Source organism: Sporosarcina sp. BI001-red (assembly GCF_003384035.1).
Lineage (GTDB): Bacteria > Bacillota > Bacilli > Bacillales_A > Planococcaceae > Sporosarcina.
In genome coordinates this window covers 448,172-470,577 of the sequence record NZ_QQAK01000011.1, presented here as the reverse complement: position 1 = coordinate 470,577, position 22,406 = coordinate 448,172, and the positions used below count along the sequence as shown (strand labels likewise).

The following is a 22,406-nucleotide window of genomic DNA, read 5'->3' as shown; positions in this document are numbered from 1 at the left end:
CAGTGTGGCCGATCACCCTCTCAGGTCGGCTACGCATCGTTGCCTTGGTAGGCCATTACCCCACCAACTAGCTAATGCGCCGCGGGCCCATCCTGCAGTGACAGCCGAAACCGTCTTTCAGAGTTCCCTCATGCGAAGGAACTGATTATTCGGTATTAGCCCCGGTTTCCCGGAGTTATCCCCATCTGCAGGGCAGGTTGCCCACGTGTTACTCACCCGTCCGCCGCTAATCATTAGGAGCAAGCTCCTAATGATTCGCTCGACTTGCATGTATTAGGCATGCCGCCAGCGTTCGTCCTGAGCCAGGATCAAACTCTCCATAAAAGAGAATTGATTGCTCAATTCGTACTGGCATCATTTAAGATGTCTATCAGATCAGTTAAGATCTGTTTGTGTTTGTTCTACCGGCAGAACCGGTTTCCCAAACGATATTTCGTTGACATTTTGCTGTTCAGTTTTCAAGGTTCATAGTGTTTCGTTTGTGTGTCCAAGTTGTTTTGGCAACTTTTATATAATACCATGCCTAGTTTAATAGTGCAACCCTTATTTAAACTTTGTTTAAATTATAGCTCTTAACACAAGCAAAGGTCTGCCATCTCACTGTTTATCGTCGAATGACAGACCACTTGGAATTATGTTCTTCTATTTAATTAGTTTACTACCTTCTCAATCGCAACTGAACGATTTGAGCATAAATCTATACTCTCATCCCTGCCTTGCAGCTTAATGTTTGGCCGCAACGGCTTACTATAGTTTATTGAGACTACTTCACCTACATCACCATTTGTAAGAAGTACTTTGTCACCAATGTCCGGCATTCCTATTACTGCATACAATGCATCCAGTATAGCCGAATCAAATTTTCCGAAGTCCTCTTCTTTCATCATTTCAGCAACTCTATAAGGGGATTCTTTTGCGCGATACACTCGTTCGCACGTCATTGCATGGAAAACGTCTGCAACCGCGAGTATTTGAGAAAGCTGTGAAATCTTTTCCCCTTGATCCCCACGAGGATATCCGCTTCCATCCAATCTCTCATGATGCTGTAATACGGCAAGTTTCATTTCTTGGCGCAACAAAGGAGAGTCTTGCATCATCTGGTAGCTGTATACAGGATGCTTTTTTACTTCAGCAAATTCATCCTTTGTTAAAAATGCAGCCTTTTCTAACAGAGCCGGATTAACCTTGGCCATCCCACAGTCTGTAAGTGTGCCTGCAAGTCCTAATTGAAGCGTTGTTCCTTTTGGGTAATCAAGCTCACTTGCGAGTGCTGCAGTCAAGATACCGACCGATACAGCGTGATGATAGAGATATTCTTTACGATTCGAGTACTCATTCAGCATGACAAGCATCTTCTTTTGTTCCATATACGTTTCAAGCAAGGGCATAATAAGTAAACGTACTTTCGCAATATCTAGCTTCACACCTGATCTCCATGATGTGAATTCTCTTTTATAATCGTTCACTGCTTTTTTATACATAGTATGCAAATCTGAAGACCGACTAATTTTGTTTTCAAGCAACTCATCTAAGTCACTTGAAATTGTATCTGTCTTTCCAATTTCGTGTTGTTCAGACTGAACTCGATTGACGATTCGTTCTTCTACTTTCACTCTTTTAATATTGAACAGATCAAGCACTTCAAGATGCTCAATTTCAAGTGTTGTTCCTTTTCGAATGATGGGAAATGCTGTATTCGCGTAAATGTCTTCAACAATAGTTGTACCTGGTCGAAGTTCACTTAAGTTTCTGTAGTTTTCCATTCCTAGTCACCGCATTCCTTTTTCAGATGTTGGTTCTCTCCTAATCATACTCTATTCCAAGCATCAAAAAAATACCGGTTTGGAAGTTTATCCAAACCGGTACTAAAAGAATTATTCGTCAGACTCAGTTTCTGATGAGTTATCATCGGCTGCATCCGTTCGCTCTTCAATTTCAGAGTCAAGGGACTGACCATCGCCCACCACGTCTTCTTCGTTTTCATCTATATCTTCTAATGATTCTTTTTCTACCTTCGCAACAGTTGCTACAAATTCTTCTTCACCTAAACGGATTAATCGAACACCTTGTGTACTTCGACCGATTATAGAAATGTCGTGAATGTCCATACGTATTAAAATACCGTGAAGGGTAATTAGCATGAGATCTTCAGTACCATCAACAGACTTCATCGAAACCATCTTACCGTTACGTTCCGTAATATTTAGCGTCTTTAACCCGAATCCGCCACGTGACTGCAAACGATACTCGGCGATAGGAGTCCGTTTGCCGAATCCATTTTCCGTTACCACAAGGATCTCATCATTTTCTTTGACAATATCCATGCCAATAACATGATCGCCTTCACGTAAACGAATTCCAATTACTCCGCTTGCTGTACGACTCAATGGACGGATCGACTCTTCAGTGAACTGAATGAGCATACCATCTTTTGTTCCGATGGCAATCGTCTCGCTACCATCTGTCAACTTCACGTTAATGAGCTCATCTTCTTCACGAAGACGAAGCGCGATCAAGCCATTAGAACGGATATTTGCAAATGCCATCACAGATGTCCGTTTAACGAGACCATCACGAGTTGTGAAGAACAAGTATTGGTCTTCTTCAAACTTTTCAATTGGGATCATCGTTGTTACTTTCTCATCTTTCTCAACATCCAACAGATTCACTAACGGCAACCCTTTAGCTGTTCTGCTAAACTCTGGAACTTCGTAACCTTTTTTCCGGAATACTCGACCTTTGCTCGTAAAGAACAAGATCGTGTCATGAGTAGATGTGTTTAACAAATGTTCCACGAAGTCATCATTGTTAGTACCCATACCTTGAATTCCTCGTCCTCCGCGACGCTGACTGCGGTACGTGCTCGCAGGTAAGCGTTTCACATAGCCATGATGCGTCAACGTTAAGACGGAGTTCTCAACAGGGATTAAATCCTCGTCTTCAAGCATATCCGTACCGCCAAGCGTGATTTCGGTACGACGTTTATCAGCAAAACGTTGTTTAACTTCAAGTAATTCTTCTTTAATAATCTCAATTACTTTATTCTCATCTGCTAGAATGGCACGTAATTCGTTGATTAACACTACCAATTGTTGATACTCATCTTCAATCTTGTCGCGTTCCAGACCAGTAAGTCGTTGCAAGCGCATGTCTAATATAGCTTGTGCTTGGCGATCTGATAGACTGTACCGCTCGATTAGACCAGTTTTAGCCTCATCTGCAGTTTTAGAACCACGAATGAGTGCGATGATTTCGTCGATATGATCGAGCGCAATCCGTAACCCTTCAAGAATATGTGCGCGATCTTCAGCTTTCTTCAATTCGTACTGGGTACGGCGACGAATTACTACTTTTTGATGCTCTAAATAATGATACAAGATTTCTTTCAATGCGAGAACTTTTGGTTGACCATCAACAAGTGCAAGCATATTGATACCAAAGCTGGATTGAAGAGCAGTTTGCTTATACAAGTTATTTAGTAATACGTGCACGTTCGCATCTCTACGAACTTCAATAACAATACGCATCCCCGTGCGGTCAGATTCATCTGCAAGGTGTGTAATACCCTCTATTTTCTTTTCACGTACGAGATCGGCTATCTTTTCTATCAACCGGGCCTTATTCACTTGATATGGTAACTCATGGACGATAATTGTTTCTTTCCCACTCGCGGCCTGTTCAATTTCAATTCTACCTCGAACTAGCAAAGATCCTCGACCTGTTTCATAGGCTCTTCGGATTCCACTACGACCTAAAATAATACCGCCTGTCGGGAAGTCTGGACCTGGAATAATCTCCATTAACTCTTCCGTTGTAATTGCTGGGTTCTCTGCAAGCGCAAGGACGCCGTCAATTGTTTCACCTAAGTGATGGGGAGGAATATTGGTTGCCATTCCTACCGCAATCCCTGATGTACCGTTGACGAGCAAGTTCGGGAAACGACTTGGCAATACAATCGGTTCTCTTTCTTGACCGTCGTAATTGTCTTTGTAGTCAATTGTGTCTTTGTTGATGTCTCGCAATAGTTCCATCGCAATTCTAGACATACGTGATTCTGTATAACGCATTGCTGCCGCTGAGTCACCGTCCACAGAACCGAAGTTTCCGTGACCATCTACCAGCATATAGCGATAGTTGAAGTCTTGCGCCATACGTACCATTGTGTCGTAAACAGCAGTATCACCGTGTGGGTGGTACTTACCAATTACGTCTCCAACAATACGAGCGGACTTTTTATGTGCCTTATCTGCCGTATTTCCAAGATCCTGCATTGCATACAGGATACGACGGTGAACTGGCTTCAGTCCGTCGCGCACGTCAGGTAGTGCCCGTGAAACGATAACACTCATTGCATAGTCAAGGAAGGATGTCTCCATCTCTTTGCTAATATTGATTTCCTGCACACCGCGCTTTGGCAAATCTGCCATGTTGTCATACTCCTTTCAGCCTGACCCCTATTTATGGATAAACAGAGGTGGCTCTCCATAACAATGAAAACATTTGTTAATCAAGCATCTAAGTTCTTCACGTATATCGCATTATCTTCTATGAACTTTCTGCGTGGAGCAACTTCATCGCCCATAAGTCGATTGAAAATCGCATCCGCTTCAATGGCATTCTCAAGATGTACTTGAAGCAATGTACGTTGATCCGGATTCATCGTTGTTTCCCATAGTTGGGTAGCATCCATCTCACCAAGACCTTTATATCGCGTGATAATAGGTTTCGGTGTCGATGATAAACGGTTCAGAATTTCCTTAAGAGCCTCTTCATCATAACAATATTCTTCGTTTTTACCTTGCTTGACCCGGTAAAGTGGTGGTTGTGCAATATAGACATATCCTGCCTCAATTAGTGGACGCATGAAACGGAAGAAGAATGTGAGAAGCAATGTACGAATATGCGCTCCATCAACATCAGCATCAGTCATGATAACAATTTTATGATACCGAGCTTTTGCTAAGTTAAATTCTTCGCCAATTCCTGTTCCAAGTGCAGTAATCATCATTCGAATTTCTTCGTTTCCTAAGATTCTATCTAAACGAGCCTTTTCAACGTTTAGGATTTTACCTCGGAGCGGCAAAATTGCTTGGAAGTGGCGATCGCGCCCACCTTTAGCAGAGCCCCCCGCTGAATCACCCTCTACGATGTACAGTTCACTGATCGCTGGATCACGTGATGAACAATCGGCAAGTTTACCAGGTAAACTTGATACTTCAAGCGCAGACTTTCTACGTGTGAATTCTCGTGCATTTTTTGCAGCAAGACGCGCACGTGCCGCCATCAAGCTCTTATCGATAACTTTTCGTGCAACTTGTGGATTTTCAAGCATAAAACGTTGGTATCCTTCTGAAAACAATGAGTTCACAATTGTGCTTACTTCAGAGTTTCCAAGTTTCGTCTTAGTTTGTCCCTCAAACTGTGGATCCGGGTGTTTGATAGAGACAATTGCTGTCAATCCTTCGCGTACATCATCGCCACTAAGATTTTGATCGGCTTCACGCAAAAGTCCATTTTTACGTGCATAATCGTTTATGACGCGAGTCAACGCAGTTTTGAAGCCAGACTCATGTGTTCCGCCTTCATACGTATTAATATTATTTGCAAAAGAAAGTAGATTATCTGCGTAGCCACTATTATGTTGCATAGCGATTTCAACAGATATCCCATCTTTTTCACCTTCTATGAATATCGGCTCTTCATAAATTGGCTCTTTGTTTTCGTTCAAGTGCTCGACATATGATTTAATGCCGCCCTCGTAGAAATACGTATCTGTCCGTGCTTCTTCTTTACGATTATCCGTGATTGTAATACGGAGCCCACGGTTCAAGTAAGCAAGCTCTTGGAGACGGTGTGCTAAGATACCGTATTCATACGTAGTTGTTTCCGTAAAAATTTCTGGATCGGCTTTGAATCGAATTGTCGTCCCAGTTTCATCCGAAACGCCAATTTCTCCAAGTTCCTTGACCACTTTACCTTGGCTGAATTTAATTTCGTACAGTTTTCCATTACGTTTTACGAAAGCTTCTGTTTCTATGGACAAGGCATTCACGACCGAAGCCCCTACACCGTGTAATCCACCTGAAACTTTATATCCGCCACCGCCAAATTTCCCTCCAGCATGTAGCACAGTCATGATGACTTCAACTGCTGGACGTCCAGTGGAGCCTTGTATATCTACAGGGATACCTCGACCATTATCATCTACGCGAATCCAATCATCTTTTTCAATTGTAACTTCAATGTGGTCACAGTAACCTGCTAGTGCCTCATCAATACTATTATCTACAATTTCCCAAACCAAGTGATGAAGACCCTTACCGCTCGTTGTCCCAATATACATACCAGGTCGTTTACGAACCGCTTCTAATCCTTCTAACACCTGGATTTGATTGGCATCATATGCGTTTTGTATCTCTTTTTCTTCCATGGCCAAACTGTTCACCTTTCCTTTCAGAACATGCCGGCAACCCGGTCTTGTTTTTCCGGTATCTAACCATAAAACAGGTGTTACACGTTATCCCGTCTAGACACAGTCCCATCTTCAACCTCGAAGATCGCGGCATCACGAATTGTTTCGTGTTCAATTCCCGCAACAGTAGTTGTGGTCACAAACGTTTGTACTTGTCCTTGAATGGTATTCAATAAATGAGATTGGCGATAGTCGTCTAATTCGCTTAACACATCGTCAAGTAGCAAAATAGGTGCCTCTCCAACTTCTTGTCGCACCAGTTCAATTTCAGCAAGCTTTAACGACAAAGCAGTCGTCCGTTGTTGACCTTGGGAACCATAGGTTTGTATGTCATAACCATTTACCATAAACGTTAAATCATCACGGTGCGGTCCGATTAGAGTGATTCCTCGATCTAGTTCACGTTGCTTAACTTCAGCAAGCTTTCTCATCAGAATCTCTTTCATCTCTTCGTCCGTCTGTTCGGGTGATAACTCTTTCAGCGTGTTATACGAAACTTCTAGGTTCTCTAGTCCACGTGAGATGCCATGGTGGATCGGAGCGGCCCACTTTTGCAATAGCTCTAAAAAGTAGTAACGTTTTTTTATAATCTGAATCGCTTTATCGACAAACTGTTCTGTATAGACGTCAAACATGACATCCTCCAGTTGACGTTTTCCACGATTATTTTTAAGAATGGCATTTCGTTGTTTCAATAGTTTTTGATAATGCAGTAAATCATGCAGATAAACCGGCGAAATTTGACCAATCTCCATATCCAGGAAACGTCTTCTTACTTGAGGACTTCCTTTCACAAGATTGAGATCTTCGGGTGCAAACATAACAACATTCATTTGCCCGATATACAAACTCAGCCGGTTTTGCTCAATATGATTCACACGAGCCTTTTTTCCTTTTTTGGAAATGACTAGCTCAATGGGAAGATGTCCGTACTTACGCTCAACATCACCTTTTATTTTACCATACTCCTGGCCCCAACGGATAAGTTCACGATCATTTGACGTGCGATGTGATTTCGCCATAGCTAGCACGTAAATCGCCTCCATCACATTTGTTTTACCCTGTGCGTTTTCGCCGATGAATACGTTGATGTGCGGAGAAAATGAACAATCAAGAGAGGCATAATTTCTGAAGTTCGTTAACGCGAGGTGGTCAATGTGCATCCCGAGTTCCATATGGGTCAGCGATCAGTTTGTATTTACCAACATTCGGTACCATAACGAGATCTCCATCATATAGTTTACGACCTCGACGTTGATCTACTTCACCATTCACATAAATAACATTTTCACTAAGGAACCATTTTGCCATTCCTCCTGAACTAATGACATTAGCCATTTTCAAAAGTTGTCCTAATGTTATATATTCCGTATTGAAGTGTATTTCTTCCATCTGCATTCATTCCCTCACAAAGTTAGTTTGTAATTCTATTTTACCGGACTTTTGACTATAAGTAAAAAGGATAGCCGCTTTACGGCCATCCTTTTTTGTTCAATATGTGCGTACAGGTAAAATGAGCTGGAGAATCGAGTCATTGTCCGTTGCTTTTAGGATGAATGGTCGCATCGTTCCAGTGAAATGGACTTCAATATTTTGTCCATCAATTGCTTTCAAAGCATCCATCATATATTTGGCACTAAATGATATTTTCAACTCTTCGCCAGTTACTTCTTGTGCCTCAATCAATTCCTCAACTTTTCCGACTTCCGGTGAGTTCGAAGATACTTCGAGTGTATTGCCACCTTCCGCTGAAAAACGAACGATATTGTTGCGGTCTTCACGGGCGAGTAACGATGCACGGTCAATAGCTTGAAGCAGCTGCTTTCCGTTAACCGTCACTGATGTTTTGTATTCGGAAGGAATTAGACGTGATGTATCCGGATAATTCCCTTCTAACAGCCTTGAATAGAATAGGACGTTCCTAGTTTTAAATAATACTTGCTGATCCGCAAAGATAATTTCCACTGGCTCTAGTGTATCTGGAAGGATTTTGTTTAGCTCTTGCAAACTCTTTCCTGGAATTACAATGCTGAATGGTAGGTCTGGTACTTGTTCAGGGGTTGTTTTCCGACTGGCTAAACGATGACTGTCAGTGGCTACACAAACAAGTTCACCATTTTTCAACTCCCAATGTACTCCAGTAAGTATAGGACGTGTCTCATGTTGAGAGACTGCAAATACGGTTTCACGAATAACAGACTTGATAAGATCTGATGGCAAAGACATCCTGTGGTCATCAGAGACTTCAGGTAGGACAGGATATTCGTATGGATCGGAACCAATGAGATGGAATTCTGACTTTCCAGAACGGATATGTGTGTGCATGCCTTCCGTTACTTCAATCTCTACTTCATTAGTCGGTAACTTACGTACGATTTCACTAAAAAACTTTGCTTGAAGAACAATCATACCATTTTCCATGACTTGAATAATTTGTTCACCATCTTGTTCTACAGGTATGGACGTACAGATTGTAATATCTGAATCACTACCTGTCATCGTCAATCCTTTTTCATTTACTTCGATTTTGATACCCGTAAGAATTGGAATCGTTACTTTTTGACTAATCGCTTTCATTACATCGCTCAACCCTTCGAGCAACTTATCCCGCATGATTTCAAATTTCATATAAATCCCTCGCTTATATAATGAATTAAATTACTTAAAAGAATAGTAGTAATAGTAGTAGGGCCTGTGGATATGTGGAAAAGCCTTTTGAGAGAATACCAGATAAGGTTTTCCACATGTGCATAACCTGTGTATGCACATGCACTAGTTATTCCGGGTTATCCACAGTTGCGTTAACTTCTTCCTAGTGCTGCTTTAATGTCTTGTACGTCTTGTTGGAGTAATTTATCCTCTTTAAGCATCTTGGAAATCTTCTCATGCGCATGGATGACCGTTGAGTGATCACGCCCCCCAAACTCCGAACCAATCTTAGGTAAAGAGGCATCCGTCAGTTCACGAGAAAGGTACATCGCAACTTGACGCGGAAATGCAATGGCGCGAGTCCGTTTTTTAGCCGAGAAATCCTCTAAGCGCACACTAAAGTGTTCCCCCACTGTTTTTTGAATATCAATAATGGTTACCATTCTTGGACGTGCATTCGGAATAATATCCTTCAATGCTTCTGCAGCAAGGTCCGGTGTGATATCCATATTGACGAGTGAAGAATAAGCAACTACACGAATCAGTGCGCCTTCAAGCTCACGGATATTCGTGTAAATTTGGTTAGCGATGTATAGCATCACTTCATTTGGGATATCAATAAGACCGTCTGCTTTAGCTTTTTTACGTAGAATGGCAATCCGTGTTTCTAAGTCTGGCGGTGCAATATCGGTGATTAATCCCCACTCAAACCTAGATCTAAGCCGATCTTCCAATGTAGGGATCTCTTTCGGAGGTCGATCACTGGAGATGACAATTTGCTTGGATTCTTCATGCAACGTATTAAAGGTATGGAAGAATTCTTCTTGCGTTTGTTCTTTTCCAGCAAGGAATTGAATATCATCAATTAGCAGCACATCTACGCTTCGGTATTGGTCACGAAATTCCCCTGCTTTGTTGTCTCGAATCGAGTTAATGAATTCATTGGTGAACTTTTCACTCGATAGATAGACGACTTTAAGCGCAGGGTTTTGCTCCAATACATAATGTCCGATTGCATGCATAAGGTGGGTTTTTCCTAGCCCGACGCCACCATAGATGAATAGAGGGTTGTATGACTTTGCAGGCGCTTCTGCTACTGCAAGCGATGCAGCATGTGCAAAGCGATTTCCTGATCCAATAACAAACGTATCAAATGTATATTTAGGATTCAGCATCGCAGCGGTCGTAGCAACAGCTGATTTCTCAGCCTTTTTAACGACTGGTTTTGGCACAGCAAAGTCTTTCTCAGCCATGTCTTCAGGAACTACAAATTGAATCAACCGGTCTTCACCAGTCAACTCAGAAAGAATTCCAGTTATTAAATGTACGTAATGACTCTCCAGCCATTCTTTTGAAAATGAATTTGGAACAGCAATTGTCACATTTTCAGATCCGTACGATAAAAGTTTTGTCGATTTCAGCCACGTTTCAAAACTGGGCCGGGAGATTTTTTGTTCTACTTTCGACAGAACTTCCTGCCAAAGGTTTTCTAAATGCTCCACAAGTGAACCTCCTTTTTGCCGAACTAAACCCGGAAGTATGTATTATACACAGTTTCCATGCTTGTGGGTAACTATTATTCAAAGTTGTTGAAAAAATTATCCACAACTTATTAACAATTGTGGATAAGAGTAAACGTATGAAATTATATACACAGCAAAATCTTTCTCATTGTATCAGCAATTCTCTTTCATCGCAAGGGATTGCATGAGTTATGCACATTGCCGGCAAATGTGGACAGGATTGTTATCCACAAGGAGGGATATGTGAAAAAGCTGTCGACAAATGTTGATATTTGAAAAAATCAGAAAGGGAAAGATCCACAGAACAAAAATTCGTTTGGGGAAGAAGTTGTGGATAACTAATATCGATGACGATTGCAAAGTAAAACCAAATCATTAGGTAGAACGCAGTTGTTGATAGAAAAACCGTTTGACATTGTTCTTTCAGACAGCTATACTTGTCAAGACTGTTATATGTAACATGTAATTGAGTCAGTAAAGCAGGAGGTGTCTTCTAATATGAAACGTACATTCCAACCAAATACACGTAAACGCGCAAAAGTCCACGGCTTCCGTGCACGTATGAGCTCGAAAAACGGACGCAGAGTCCTTGCAGCCCGTCGCAGAAAAGGAAGAAAAGTTCTTTCAGCGTAAGCCACTGACATATTCAGTGGTTTTTTTTTATGTCAAAGTCACATTATTACTACAACCCACGTGATGGAGCAGGTGCCAAATGAAAAAGAGACAACGCATTAAAAAGAACGAAGAGTTTCAGCGAGTTTTTAAACAAGGAAAGTCATTCGCTAACCGACAATTTGTTGTATACGTTTGTAAAGCTGAAAACCAGCAAAGCTTTAGAATCGGACTTTCAGTCGGTAAAAAGATCGGTAATGCTGTCATGCGTAATCGCATTAAGCGATGCATCCGGCAAGCCTTTTTAGAAATAAAAGAAGATCTTCGGCAAGACCAAGATTATGTCATTATCGCCAGACATCCGGCGGCCAATTTAGATTTCCATGAAACAAAAAAGAGTTTACAGCATGTGTTAAGAATCGCACGCGTGTTAAAGAAGAAGTAGAACTCAAATCACCGTTCGTGATACACTGACACTACGAATAACTAGAAAAAGAATGAAGGTTTGGGGGAACTATATTGAAGAAAAAGGCAGGGTTGCTGTTCATGCTAACAGCAGTGTCCGTTTTTTTAGCGGGCTGTTCAGATTTTAAAGATCCAATATCTGCTTCCAGTGAAGGTGTTTGGAGCAAATATATTGTTTGGCCACTCGTTTCCTTAATTGAAACGTTTAAAGAATTACTTGGCACATATGGACTTGGAATTATCGCAGTAACGATTATCATTCGTCTCATCTTATTGCCGCTAACATTGAAGCAAACTCAAAGTTCAAAGCAAATGCAAGCAATTCAACCAAAACTGAAAGCTTTAAAAGAGAAATACAAGTCAAAAGATGCAGTGACACAAGAGAAATACCGTGAAGAAATGCAAGCTGTCATGTCGGAAAACAAAGTAAATCCAGTTGCTGGGTGTCTTCCTGTAATTGTTCAAATGCCGATATTGATTGGTTTCTATCATGCAATAAGCCGTATGAATGCAACACCAGAAATTCCACTAGGTAAATTTCTCGTGTTCGATTTAGCTGCGCCAAGTATTGCGTTGGCTGTTTTTGCGGGGATTATGCAATTCTTCGTATTACGTACGGGACCAGCAATGGATAATCCTCAGATGAAGATTATGATGTATATTATGCCATTTTTCATTATGATATTTGGATCATTTTTACCTGCCGCACTCGCGTTGTATTGGGTTGTCGGAAATACATTCTCAATCGTGCAGAACTTCTTCATCTATAAACCATTTAAGAAAAAAGAAGTTGTTGTTGAGCAACCTAAAGGTAAAGGGGGAACTAAGCGGAAATGAGTGAGATCAGACAGACTGGTAAGACCGTTGAAGACGCAATCGCCTCTGCGCTAGAGAAATTGAATACTTTGCGGGACCAAGTCGATGTCCAAGTGATCACCAAAGGGAAAAAAGGTTTTCTTGGCTTCGGGGCAGTACTTGCCGAGGTGGTAGTTCGACCTATTCCCGAAGAGCCAGTTCAAAGTACTTCATCGATCTTAGATTTTAAGGAAGAGGTCGTTGAGGAACTTGCGAAAGAACGGGCATCCGTTCAAGTTTCCGATAATGAACTTATCGTAGAAAAAGTCGAAAAGCCAGATACTATAGAAGAAGCAGAGTCAAAAAATCTATCCGAATCCACTTTGACAGACGATGAAATCATTGCAGAAACCAGTGAATATATCGTTCAGATTGCAAGAGATATGGGCGTGGAAGACCTACAAATTAGCTACGAAACTGATGGTAAGGTCATCCGCTTTCAATTAGAAAGTGAAAAAGCGGCATATTTAATTGGTAAAAGAGGAAGTACACTCAATGCATTGCAGCAATTAGCACAATTAGTTGCCAACAAAGGCACGGGAACTTATAAAGTAGTTCGGGTCGATGTTGGAGATTACAGAGTTCGTCGTGAACTGGCACTTGAGCAACTTGCAGAGCGAATGGCCGATAAAGCTATTCGGAGTGGAAGAAAGGTTCAGTTGGAACCTATGCCTTCAAACGAACGAAAGGTCTTGCATCATGCATTAGCAGATCGGCTTGACATTGAAACATACTCCGAAGGTAAAGATCCACGTCGTTACTTAGTAATTGAACCGATTGTTTAAAAAAAAGGGCTGAAAAGCTCTTTTTTTTATGCGTTTTTTAGCTAGAAATCTCTGAAATGACTTTGAAAACCTAAGTTCCTGCATTCTCTTTTATGGAATTGTCCCGTGTAAAACCACCTTAACACGATTAGTTGTAACCCGATTAGTCATGTAAAACTTCCAGTTTCTTGAACCCTTTCAAATAGAAATAATGAACTTTTATTTAAATTTACTTTACAGAAATGCTGTTGTTTCGACATTAAAGAAGAGCCAGCCACAAAGTTTTCAAGTTATCCACATTTTTTCGTTCCACATGCTAGGACAACAGACCGATTTGTGATAAAATTTACTGTTAGATAGTTACGCCGGAAAAACAGTTGTACACATGTGGACAACGAGAAATAGGAAGGTGAGTCAGCGTGCAATTTGATACAATAGCGGCAATTTCAACGCCGATGGGAGAAGGAGCAATTGCGATAGTCCGAATCAGTGGAGAGGAAGCTGTTGAAATTGCGGACAGACTGTTCCGATCACCGTCAGGGAAACGTTTAGTAGATTCATCTTCCCATACGATTCATTATGGTCACTTAGTGGATCCATCAACTGATGAAACTGTTGAGGAAATCATGGTTTCTCTAATGAAGGCACCAAAAACGTTTACACGTGAAGATGTAATTGAACTAAATTGTCACGGTGGACTAGTATCGGTAAATCGAGTGCTTCGTCTTGTACTTCAGTACGGGGCAAGATTAGCTGAACCCGGTGAATTTACGAAACGTGCCTTTTTAAACGGTCGGATTGACTTGTCTCAGTCTGAAGCTGTAATGGATTTAATACGAGCGAAAACCGATCGGGCTATGAATGTTGCGCTGAATCAGATGGACGGAAAATTATCTCGTTTAATTGGCGATTTGCGTCAGGCACTTCTTGAAACACTTGCACAAGTCGAAGTGAATATAGATTACCCAGAATATGACGATGTTGAAGAAATGACCATTCCGCTAATGATTGAGAAGGGAGAGTGGGTGCGGAGTGAGATTATTCGTCTCCTTGCAACCTCTTCTCAAGGTAGAATTTTACGTGAAGGGCTTTCGACAGTTATTATTGGACGGCCAAACGTAGGGAAATCTTCCTTACTTAACAGCCTTGTCCAGGAAAATAAAGCGATTGTAACTGACATAGCGGGGACAACTCGTGATATTATTGAAGAGTACGTGAACGTAAAAGGCGTACCGTTAAAATTGGTCGATACAGCGGGAATTCGGGAAACGGAAGATTTAGTGGAACGAATTGGTGTTGAACGTTCTCGACAAGTACTAAAAGAAGCGGATCTCGTGATTTTGCTGTTAAATGGTGCAGAAGCCTTGTCACCTGAAGACGAACGGTTACTTGAAACAATTCGTCCAATGGATGCAATTATTGTCGTTAACAAGACCGATCTTCCTCAGCGAATTAATATAGAGTCCGTCAACCAACTGGCGGGTCAAAAGCACGTCATAACTACATCTATCCTTCAAGACGAAGGGGTAGATGAGCTGGAAGAAACAATCGCCGGTCTATTTTTCGGTGGGGGCATCGAAGCGGAAGATCCGACTTATGTTTCAAATGAGCGCCATATTGCTTTGCTGCATCAAGCGAAAACGTCTATTGAAGATGCTATTCAAGCAGCAGAAGCACGTGTTCCAATTGATATGATTCAAATCGATATTACACGTACGTGGGAACTACTCGGTGAAATTGTTGGAGATACCGTTCAAGATAGTCTCATTACCCAGCTATTCTCTCAGTTTTGCCTCGGGAAATAATCAATTGAACGCATGGTTACAGCCATGTGATTCACATATAGGAAGGATGAACGAGCATGCCACAATTTGAAGCAGGCACGTTCGATGTTATCGTAATCGGCGCCGGTCATGCAGGCGTAGAAGCAGCATATGCATCAGCAAAAATGGGGGCGAGTACGCTCGTACTTACCATGAACTTGGATATGATTGCCTTCATGCCTTGTAATCCATCACTCGGAGGTCCTGCTAAAGGGATTGTTGTCCGGGAGATTGATGCACTTGGCGGAGCGATGGGTAAAGTAATCGACAAAACACACATTCAGATGAGGATGTTAAATACAGGGAAAGGTCCTGCAGTGCGCGCACTTCGAGCTCAAGCAGACAAAGTCCTTTATCAGCAAGAGATGAAACGTATGCTAGAAGACGAGGAGAATTTGTCTCTTCACCAAGGTGTGGTAGAAGAATTGATTGTGGAAGACGGAGAAGTAAAGGGTGTGCTTACCCAAATTGGAGCCATCTACCGTGCAAAAACAGTTATTGTTACAACAGGGACGTTTTTACGGGGAGAAGTCATTATCGGGGACTTGAAATACTCTAGTGGTCCAAATAACCAGATGCCTTCTATCAAATTGGCGGATAGTCTTCGAGAACTTGGCTTCGATACGGTCCGATTTAAGACTGGAACCCCTCCGCGTGTGAATAGCAATACGGTTGATTATAGCAAGACTGAAATTCAACCTGGCGATGATACACCGCGTGCATTCAGTTTCGAAACTACTGAATTCATAACAGATCAGCTACCGTGTTGGTTAACATATACATCACCGTTAACCCATCAACTTATTAATGAAAATCTTCATTTATCGCCAATGTATTCAGGTGTCATCAAAGGTAAAGGGCCAAGCTACTGTCCATCAATTGAGGATAAAATTGTCCGCTTTGCAGATAAGTCTAGGCATCAAATTTTCCTTGAGCCAGAAGGACGGAATACACGCGAGATGTACGTCCAAGGATTATCTACAAGTTTACCTGAGCATGTCCAACGTAAAATGATTGAGAGTGTCCCAGGGCTAGAAAAAGCTCAAATGCTACGTGCAGGTTATGCGATCGAGTATGATGCAATCGTACCTACACAGTTATGGCCAACACTAGAGACGAAAAAAATCAAGAATTTGTATACAGCAGGTCAATTAAATGGAACATCCGGATATGAAGAAGCTGCTGCGCAAGGAATCATGGCGGGCATTAGTGCTGCAAGTCATGTACTAGGAAAAGAAGAAGTGGTTCTTGGACGTGCGGATGCTTACATCGGTGTCCTAATCGATGACCTCGTAACAAAAGGAACGAGCGAGCCGTATCGTCTACTCACATCACGCGCAGAATACCGCCTATTGCTACGCCATGACAATGCGGATTTACGTCTCACTGAAATTGGCCATACACTTGGAATGATTTCTGAAGATCGTTATGCGAAATTCTTAGTGAAAAAACAACAAATTGAAGAAGAAATTGAACGGTTACGGAAGGTATCCGTGAAGCCGGAAGAAGCAGTCCAAGCAATCATTGAGGCCGCAGGGGGAACACCTCTACGCGAGCCAATGAAAGCAGCCGATTTGCTGAAACGTCCGGAGATGAAATATGAGGAAATCAGTAAAGTCATTCCTCAAGAAACACCTTGTACACCGGAAGTAGCAGAACAAGTTGAAATTTCAATCAAGTACGAAGGTTACATTGAAAAAGCGATGCAACAAGTGAATCGCATGAAGAAGATGGAGAACAAGAAAATTCCAGAAGGCATTGACTATCACGCAATTACTGGACTTGCTAAAGAAGCAAGAGCGAATCTAAGTGATGTACGTCCATTGTCCATTGCACAAGCTTCTAGAATTTCAGGAGTGAATCCAGCAGACATTTCTATTCTTCTTGTTTACATTGAACAAGGTAAAATCGCTAAAATATCCGGCTAACCCCAGCTAATACGGATATCAAGTCCGTATTAGCTTTTTTGAAAGGTGGATTTCATTGAACGAAGAACAATTTATAGAAGCTCTGCAGGAAAAGGGAATATCCCTTAATGAGCAGCAAGTTGCTCAGTTTAATCTGTATTTCAAACTGCTAGTAGAATGGAATGAAAAGATGAACTTGACGGCGATTACCGATGCACCGTCTGTTTATCTTAAACATTTTTATGATTCAATTTCCGCAGCTTTTTTCACGGATTTGACACAGGAGCTTACACTTTGTGATGTAGGAGCTGGTGCAGGTTTCCCAAGTATACCGTTGAAGATTTGCTTCCCGAACCTGCATGTAACAATTGTGGATTCATTAAATAAACGTATTAATTTTCTGAATGAACTATCAGAAAAGTTGGAATTGAAAAATGTTCGGTTCGTCCATGCACGTGCTGAGGACTTTGGACAAAACCCATTATATCGAGAACAATTTGATATCGTAACAGCACGGGCAGTTGCAAGGCTTAGTGTCTTAGCGGAGTTATGTGTTCCAGCACTGAAAGTAGAGGGACGCTTTATCGCTATGAAAGGTGCTGCTGCAGCTGACGAAATGTCTGATGCAAAAAAAGCACTTGAAACTCTTGGCGTTGTGTTAGAAGATAAACATACATTCTTTCTTCCACTCGAAGAGAGTGAACGAACAGTATTTGTTTTTTCGAAGGTTAAAAAAACGCCTAAAAAGTATCCACGAAAACCGGGCATGCCAAATAAGACGCCAATCTGTTGAACTGTTTCACGTGGAACATTGTAGGTCAGAAAGAAGGAGAGTGAAAGTATTGCTCTCTTTCTTACATAGGTTTTCAGTCCATTTCAAACGAAGTGAACTGCCGTCAAAACGTTTCAATTGATAAATAAATGGAACGAATGATGGAAGGAAATCATCCTCTCTGCAGCTACTGAGCGTGTTCACAACAGAGGATAGTCTTAAAAAGGTGGTGTCTGGAATGAAAAATACGTTCTCACGTTTTTTTGGGAATGGAGAAAAAGAACTCCCCCCAATAGAAGATGCGGAGCCTATGATGAACGAGTCCATAGAACAAATTCAAATCGATCGTATTAAGCCGAATCGTTTTCAACCGCGCACCATCTTCTCTGAAGAGAAAATCGAGGAGCTGGCTCGTACGATTCATACGCACGGGATCATCCAGCCAATCGTAATACGACAGACTGAAGAAGATTCTTATGAAATTATTGCTGGGGAGCGACGTTACCGAGCAATGAAAAAGCTTGGATGGGAAGAAGTTCCTGCAATTGTCCGTAACTTGGATGACAAAGAAACAGCTTCTATAGCCCTGATTGAAAACTTACAACGAGAAGAACTTACTGCAATTGAAGAAGCATATGCGTATGAAATGTTGTTGGAGCTTCATGCACTGACGCAAGAAGCATTAGCTCAACGCTTAGGAAAAGGCCAATCAACTATTGCGAACAAAATGAGGTTACTGAAATTACCCGAGGAAATTAAACAAGCAATATTGTCGAAAGAGATATCTGAACGTCATGCTCGTGCACTTATTGTCTTAAAAGATCCTGAACTTCAGAAACAAGTATTTCAGGAAGCGATAGAAGATGGGCTCAACGTCAAACAATTAGAAGCAAGAATCAAAGAAATATTAACACCTCCTGAGCCAAAAGAAAAAAGGAAAGCTCCACGTAGGAAATCAGTGAGTAAAGACGTCCGCATAGCAGTCAATACGATTCGTCAATCGCTAACGATGGTAACTAAGAGTGGAATTGACCTAACAACCGAAGAGGAAGACTCTGAGGACTATTACACATTTACGGTGAAAATTCCGAAATCTAAATGAAGCTCGTGTAAAATGACTCTTGCTTTCAGTTGGCAAGAGTTTTTGCTATGTTATTCGTACCATTTGTAAAGCTTTTTTGGTAAACTGATAGATAGAACACGTATGCAAGGAACGAACAGCATGTATGGAAGAAAGCAGGTGCTCGTTTGGGAAGAATTATCGCAATAGCCAATCAAAAAGGCGGCGTTGGAAAGACAACTACCTCGGTAAACCTCAGCGCCTGTCTTGCACATATTGGAAAAAAGGTATTGTTAATTGATACAGATCCACAGGGAAATGCAACAAGTGGGGTAGGTATAAACAAAGGAGACGTCCAAAATTGTATTTATGACATCCTAATCGATGACGTTCCAATGAAAGACGTGATTTTGCCGACTAAAGTACCACTATTGGATTGCATACCCGCAACGATTTCATTGGCAGGAGCTGAAATTGAATTAGTATCAACTATTTCAAGGGAAGTTCGCATGAAACATGCCATCCAAGAAGTGAAGGCTAAATACGATTACATTATTATTGACTGTCCGCCTTCGTTAGGGTTGTTAACGATTAATGCACTGACTGCGTCAGACTCCATTATCATTCCAGTACAATGTGAGTATTATGCGCTAGAAGGATTAAGCCAGTTACTCAGTACGATTCGTCTTGTACAAAAGCACTTGAACGAAAACCTTGTGATTGATGGTGTGTTACTCACGATGTTTGATGCGCGTACGAATTTAGGAATTCAAGTTATTGATGAAGTAAAGAAATACTTCCAAGACAAAGTATACAAATCGATTATTCCACGAAATGTAAGGTTGAGTGAAGCACCGAGTCATGGTGAACCAATTATTTTATATGATGCACGTTCACGTGGGGCGGAAGTTTACTTAGAGCTGGCAAAGGAAGTGGTTCACAATGGCTAAAGGTCTTGGTAAGGGAATTAATGCATTGTTTCCAGGGGAGTCGCTAGTAAAAGCAGAATCAATAGAGCAAATTAATCTTAAAAGTATTACTGTAAATCCATTTCAGCCGAGGAAACGCTTTGATGAGGCGGCGATTCAAGAACTCAGTGCTTCCATTAAAGAGCATGGCGTTTTGCAACCCATCATTTTACGTAAAGTCGGATCTGCACATGAAATTGTAGTAGGAGAGCGTCGATTCAGAGCGGCAAGGCTTGCCGGATTGAGTGAAATTCCCGCAGTCGTTCGCCAGCTTACAGATACCGAGTCAATGGAACTCGCAATCCTAGAAAATCTTCAGCGTGAAGACTTATCACCGATTGAAGAGGCGGAAGCCTACCAAAACTTAATGGATAGTTTGGCGCTTACACAAGAACAACTTGCATTTCGCTTAGGAAAGAGCCGTCCTCATATAGCCAATCACATTCGTTTATTGGCACTCCCTGAAAAGGTCCGTAAAGATATTACGGAAGGGAAGTTGTCGATGGGCCATGGGCGTACGCTACTTGGTTTGCGTAAAAAGGAACAAATTAGTATTATTGCTGAAAAGACGATGAAAGAAGGCTTGAATGTTCGTCAATTGGAAGCGCTAGTACAAAAATTAAATGAACATGTTTCACGTGAAACAAATAAGAAGAAAGAAAAGAAAGATTTGTTTCTCGCTGAACAGGAGACAACGTTACGTGAACACTTTGGCACAAATGTATCTATTAAAAAGACGAAAAATAAAGGGAAAATTGAAATTGAATTTTTCTCCGAAGAAGACTTTGAACGGATACTTGATTTACTGAATGATTGAACGTGTACCTATTTCGCACTAGCGGAATAGGTACTATTTTTTAAGGGTCGGGAAGTGGTTTACATGGTGTTTTACGGTACATTAGTAAACGTAGCACTAATTGTTGCAGGTTCTTTAATAGGTAGAGTTTTTAAAAATATTCCTGACCGTATGAAACAGACAGTTATGTATGGAATTGCACTAGCCGTCATGGCAATTGGGATCCAGATGACATTTGAGAGTACACAGTTGCTCATAGTAATTATTAGCATTGTGATTGGCTCGGTAATTGGGGAATGGATAAACGTCGATAAAATGATGGAACAGGCAGGAAAGTGGTTGGAATCAAAAATGCCTGCCCAGAAAAGTGGACAAGGCATTTCTCAAGGATTCATCACCGCAACAATGATTTTTGTCATTGGGTCTATGTCGATAATCGGGGCAATTGATAGTGGGTTACGAAACGATCACGATGTGTTAATGATGAAAGGGGTAATTGATGGATTTACATCAATTATCCTTAGTTCCACACTTGGAATTGGAGTCATTTTTGCAGCAGTACCTGTATTACTATACCAAGGACTGATTACATTGTTTTCTACACAAATCAGCCGTTTCGTTCCGGATGAGCTCCTGGAGCTTTTCATATCAGAGATGACAGCGACAGGGGGTCTTATGATCTTGGCAATTGGACTTAACTTAATCGGCTTGACTAAGATCCGAGTAGCCAATTTCATTCCCGCTATTCCGGTAGTGGCTCTGATTGTAAGTATCATATACGCGTTTTGACTGTAGTCGTCCATGCGCAAGTTGTAGTGCTCGTGAGATAGTTCGTCCCATTTCATAAGTTAGGTGTAGTCTTGTGCTTTGAAGGACAGAATGTTCCATAAAGCCACCGATATTAACGACACCCTTAATAGCAATTTCCCCAACGGAAGGGAGCTCTTTGCCTACTGCCTTTCCTGGTTGTAAGGGACCGTCTTGTACAAGAAGATGACCCACTGAATCACTCTTGCCAAGGCAGGCATCGACTGCAACTAGGTATGCATCGGGATGAGTTGCGGCAAGCTCAGTAACAATCTGTTCAAGGTTTAGTGCATGTAGCGGATTTTCTAGAGTGCCGATGATACGGTAAGGAAATGATCGAGTTTCTGTAAGTAGTGACCCAACGAGCGGGCCAAGTGCGTCTCCAGTTGAACGATCTGTTCCGATACAAAGGAATAGGATTTCACGTGTTGTAAAAGGTATATTCTCTAGAAATAACGTGCTTAATTTCCAAACGGCTCCAGTTTCTTTGTAATGAATACGAGAGTTCAATTCAGCTTGTTCAAGTTTTTGCATAATCAGGCTCCTGTCTAGGAATAGTAGTAGGAATGTGTGGTGTCCTGCAGTATACTCGAAACAAAGCCAGATTATACGTACATAACTAATATAATGCGATATTATAAGAATGAATGATCGGAGTGAATAGATTGGAAGCAAAGCAATTTGGTATTAACGACGTCGTGGAGATGAAAAAACAGCATCCGTGTGGAACGAATTCTTGGAAAGTCATTCGGATGGGCGCAGACATTCGGATCAAATGCTTAGGTTGCGGTCATAGTATAATGATTCCACGTAACGAATTCACAAAAAAAATGAAGCGTGTTATTCAGCAAGGGGAAACGGAAAGCTGAATGGACAGAAAGACGTTCTCTCCTTATAATGGAAGAGCTGCATTGAATAATCGAACATAATAAA

Annotated in this window: 20 protein-coding genes and 1 rRNA gene; 12 read left to right on the top strand and 9 right to left on the bottom strand. The window is 41.5% G+C overall.

Features of this window, described 5'->3' with window-relative positions; genetic code table 11:
• From DVB69_RS09390 to dnaA, 8 genes are all read right to left on the bottom strand, one after another.
• Positions 1 to 324: ribosomal RNA gene (locus DVB69_RS09390) — 16S ribosomal RNA — on the bottom strand; the annotation flags it as partial.
• Between the two features lie 326 nt (positions 325 to 650).
• Positions 651 to 1,763, bottom strand: a complete 1,113-nt coding sequence (locus DVB69_RS09385; RefSeq protein ID WP_116018824.1) for an HD-GYP domain-containing protein — start codon at positions 1,761 to 1,763, stop codon at positions 651 to 653.
• A 111-nt stretch (positions 1,764 to 1,874) separates the two neighbouring features.
• A complete protein-coding gene (gene gyrA, locus DVB69_RS09380) occupies positions 1,875 to 4,427 on the bottom strand; it encodes a DNA gyrase subunit A (RefSeq protein WP_116018822.1) in 2,553 nt (850 codons plus the stop codon).
• A gap of 80 nt (positions 4,428 to 4,507) precedes the next feature.
• Positions 4,508 to 6,430 (bottom strand): DNA topoisomerase (ATP-hydrolyzing) subunit B, encoded by a 1,923-nt coding sequence (gene gyrB / locus DVB69_RS09375; protein ID WP_199562831.1) that lies wholly within the window; start codon positions 6,428 to 6,430, stop codon positions 4,508 to 4,510.
• An 80-nt stretch (positions 6,431 to 6,510) separates the two neighbouring features.
• Positions 6,511 to 7,635 carry a DNA replication/repair protein RecF gene (gene recF, locus DVB69_RS09370; RefSeq protein ID WP_116018818.1) on the bottom strand — a complete coding sequence of 375 codons (1,125 nt, stop codon included), beginning with the start codon at positions 7,633 to 7,635 and terminating at the stop codon, positions 6,511 to 6,513.
• Entirely contained in the window at positions 7,625 to 7,864 is a 240-nt protein-coding gene (gene yaaA / locus DVB69_RS09365; protein ID WP_116018859.1) for a S4 domain-containing protein YaaA, read from the bottom strand. Before yaaA ends, recF begins: the two co-directional genes overlap by 11 nt.
• A 99-nt stretch (positions 7,865 to 7,963) precedes the next feature.
• Positions 7,964 to 9,100, bottom strand: a complete 1,137-nt coding sequence (gene dnaN / locus DVB69_RS09360) for a DNA polymerase III subunit beta (protein ID WP_116018816.1) — start codon at positions 9,098 to 9,100, stop codon at positions 7,964 to 7,966.
• Between the two features lie 173 nt (positions 9,101 to 9,273).
• On the bottom strand, positions 9,274 to 10,623 hold the full coding sequence (gene dnaA / locus DVB69_RS09355; protein WP_116018814.1) for a chromosomal replication initiator protein DnaA: 1,350 nt from the start codon (positions 10,621 to 10,623) through the stop codon (positions 9,274 to 9,276).
• A gap of 519 nt (positions 10,624 to 11,142) precedes the next feature.
• Between dnaA and rpmH the strand changes: the two genes are divergently transcribed.
• The 11 genes from rpmH (at position 11,143) to DVB69_RS09300 (ending at position 21,455) form a co-directional block, all read left to right on the top strand.
• Positions 11,143 to 11,277: a 50S ribosomal protein L34 gene (gene rpmH / locus DVB69_RS09350; RefSeq protein ID WP_025784280.1), complete on the top strand. Its 135-nt coding sequence runs from the start codon at positions 11,143 to 11,145 to the stop codon at positions 11,275 to 11,277.
• Positions 11,278 to 11,356: 79 nt separating this feature from the next.
• The gene (rnpA, locus tag DVB69_RS09345; protein WP_116018812.1) at positions 11,357 to 11,701 is read left to right on the top strand and encodes a ribonuclease P protein component; all 345 of its coding nucleotides are present in this window, start codon (positions 11,357 to 11,359) and stop codon (positions 11,699 to 11,701) included.
• Positions 11,702 to 11,775: 74 nt separating this feature from the next.
• Positions 11,776 to 12,558 (top strand): membrane protein insertase YidC, encoded by a 783-nt coding sequence (yidC, locus tag DVB69_RS09340; RefSeq protein WP_116018810.1) that lies wholly within the window; start codon positions 11,776 to 11,778, stop codon positions 12,556 to 12,558.
• Positions 12,555 to 13,361 carry an RNA-binding cell elongation regulator Jag/EloR gene (jag, locus tag DVB69_RS09335; RefSeq protein WP_116018808.1) on the top strand — a complete coding sequence of 269 codons (807 nt, stop codon included), beginning with the start codon at positions 12,555 to 12,557 and terminating at the stop codon, positions 13,359 to 13,361. Before yidC ends, jag begins: the two co-directional genes overlap by 4 nt.
• 398 nt (positions 13,362 to 13,759) lie before the next feature.
• Positions 13,760 to 15,145 carry a tRNA uridine-5-carboxymethylaminomethyl(34) synthesis GTPase MnmE gene (mnmE, locus tag DVB69_RS09330; RefSeq protein ID WP_116018806.1) on the top strand — a complete coding sequence of 462 codons (1,386 nt, stop codon included), beginning with the start codon at positions 13,760 to 13,762 and terminating at the stop codon, positions 15,143 to 15,145.
• Positions 15,146 to 15,201: 56 nt separating this feature from the next.
• Positions 15,202 to 17,091, top strand: coding sequence for a tRNA uridine-5-carboxymethylaminomethyl(34) synthesis enzyme MnmG (mnmG, locus tag DVB69_RS09325; protein WP_116018804.1), 1,890 nt, complete (start codon positions 15,202 to 15,204; stop codon positions 17,089 to 17,091).
• Between the two features lie 55 nt (positions 17,092 to 17,146).
• Entirely contained in the window at positions 17,147 to 17,863 is a 717-nt protein-coding gene (gene rsmG, locus DVB69_RS09320; protein ID WP_116018802.1) for a 16S rRNA (guanine(527)-N(7))-methyltransferase RsmG, read from the top strand.
• Positions 17,864 to 18,080: 217 nt separating this feature from the next.
• A complete protein-coding gene (noc, locus tag DVB69_RS09315; protein WP_116018800.1) occupies positions 18,081 to 18,944 on the top strand; it encodes a nucleoid occlusion protein in 864 nt (287 codons plus the stop codon).
• 146 nt (positions 18,945 to 19,090) lie between these two features.
• Positions 19,091 to 19,852 (top strand): ParA family protein, encoded by a 762-nt coding sequence (locus tag DVB69_RS09310; RefSeq protein ID WP_116018798.1) that lies wholly within the window; start codon positions 19,091 to 19,093, stop codon positions 19,850 to 19,852.
• Positions 19,845 to 20,687 carry a ParB/RepB/Spo0J family partition protein gene (locus tag DVB69_RS09305; protein WP_116018796.1) on the top strand — a complete coding sequence of 281 codons (843 nt, stop codon included), beginning with the start codon at positions 19,845 to 19,847 and terminating at the stop codon, positions 20,685 to 20,687. Before DVB69_RS09310 ends, DVB69_RS09305 begins: the two co-directional genes overlap by 8 nt.
• A gap of 63 nt (positions 20,688 to 20,750) precedes the next feature.
• Positions 20,751 to 21,455, top strand: coding sequence for a DUF554 domain-containing protein (locus DVB69_RS09300; protein ID WP_116018794.1), 705 nt, complete (start codon positions 20,751 to 20,753; stop codon positions 21,453 to 21,455).
• Here the strand turns inward: DVB69_RS09300 and yyaC are convergent.
• The gene (gene yyaC / locus DVB69_RS09295; RefSeq protein WP_116018792.1) at positions 21,366 to 22,007 is read right to left on the bottom strand and encodes a spore protease YyaC; all 642 of its coding nucleotides are present in this window, start codon (positions 22,005 to 22,007) and stop codon (positions 21,366 to 21,368) included. The two genes, DVB69_RS09300 and yyaC, sit on opposite strands and share 90 nt — an antisense overlap.
• A gap of 131 nt (positions 22,008 to 22,138) precedes the next feature.
• Between yyaC and DVB69_RS09290 the strand changes: the two genes are divergently transcribed.
• A complete protein-coding gene (locus DVB69_RS09290) occupies positions 22,139 to 22,342 on the top strand; it encodes a DUF951 domain-containing protein (protein WP_116018790.1) in 204 nt (67 codons plus the stop codon).
• Positions 22,343 to 22,406 lie beyond the last annotated feature (64 nt).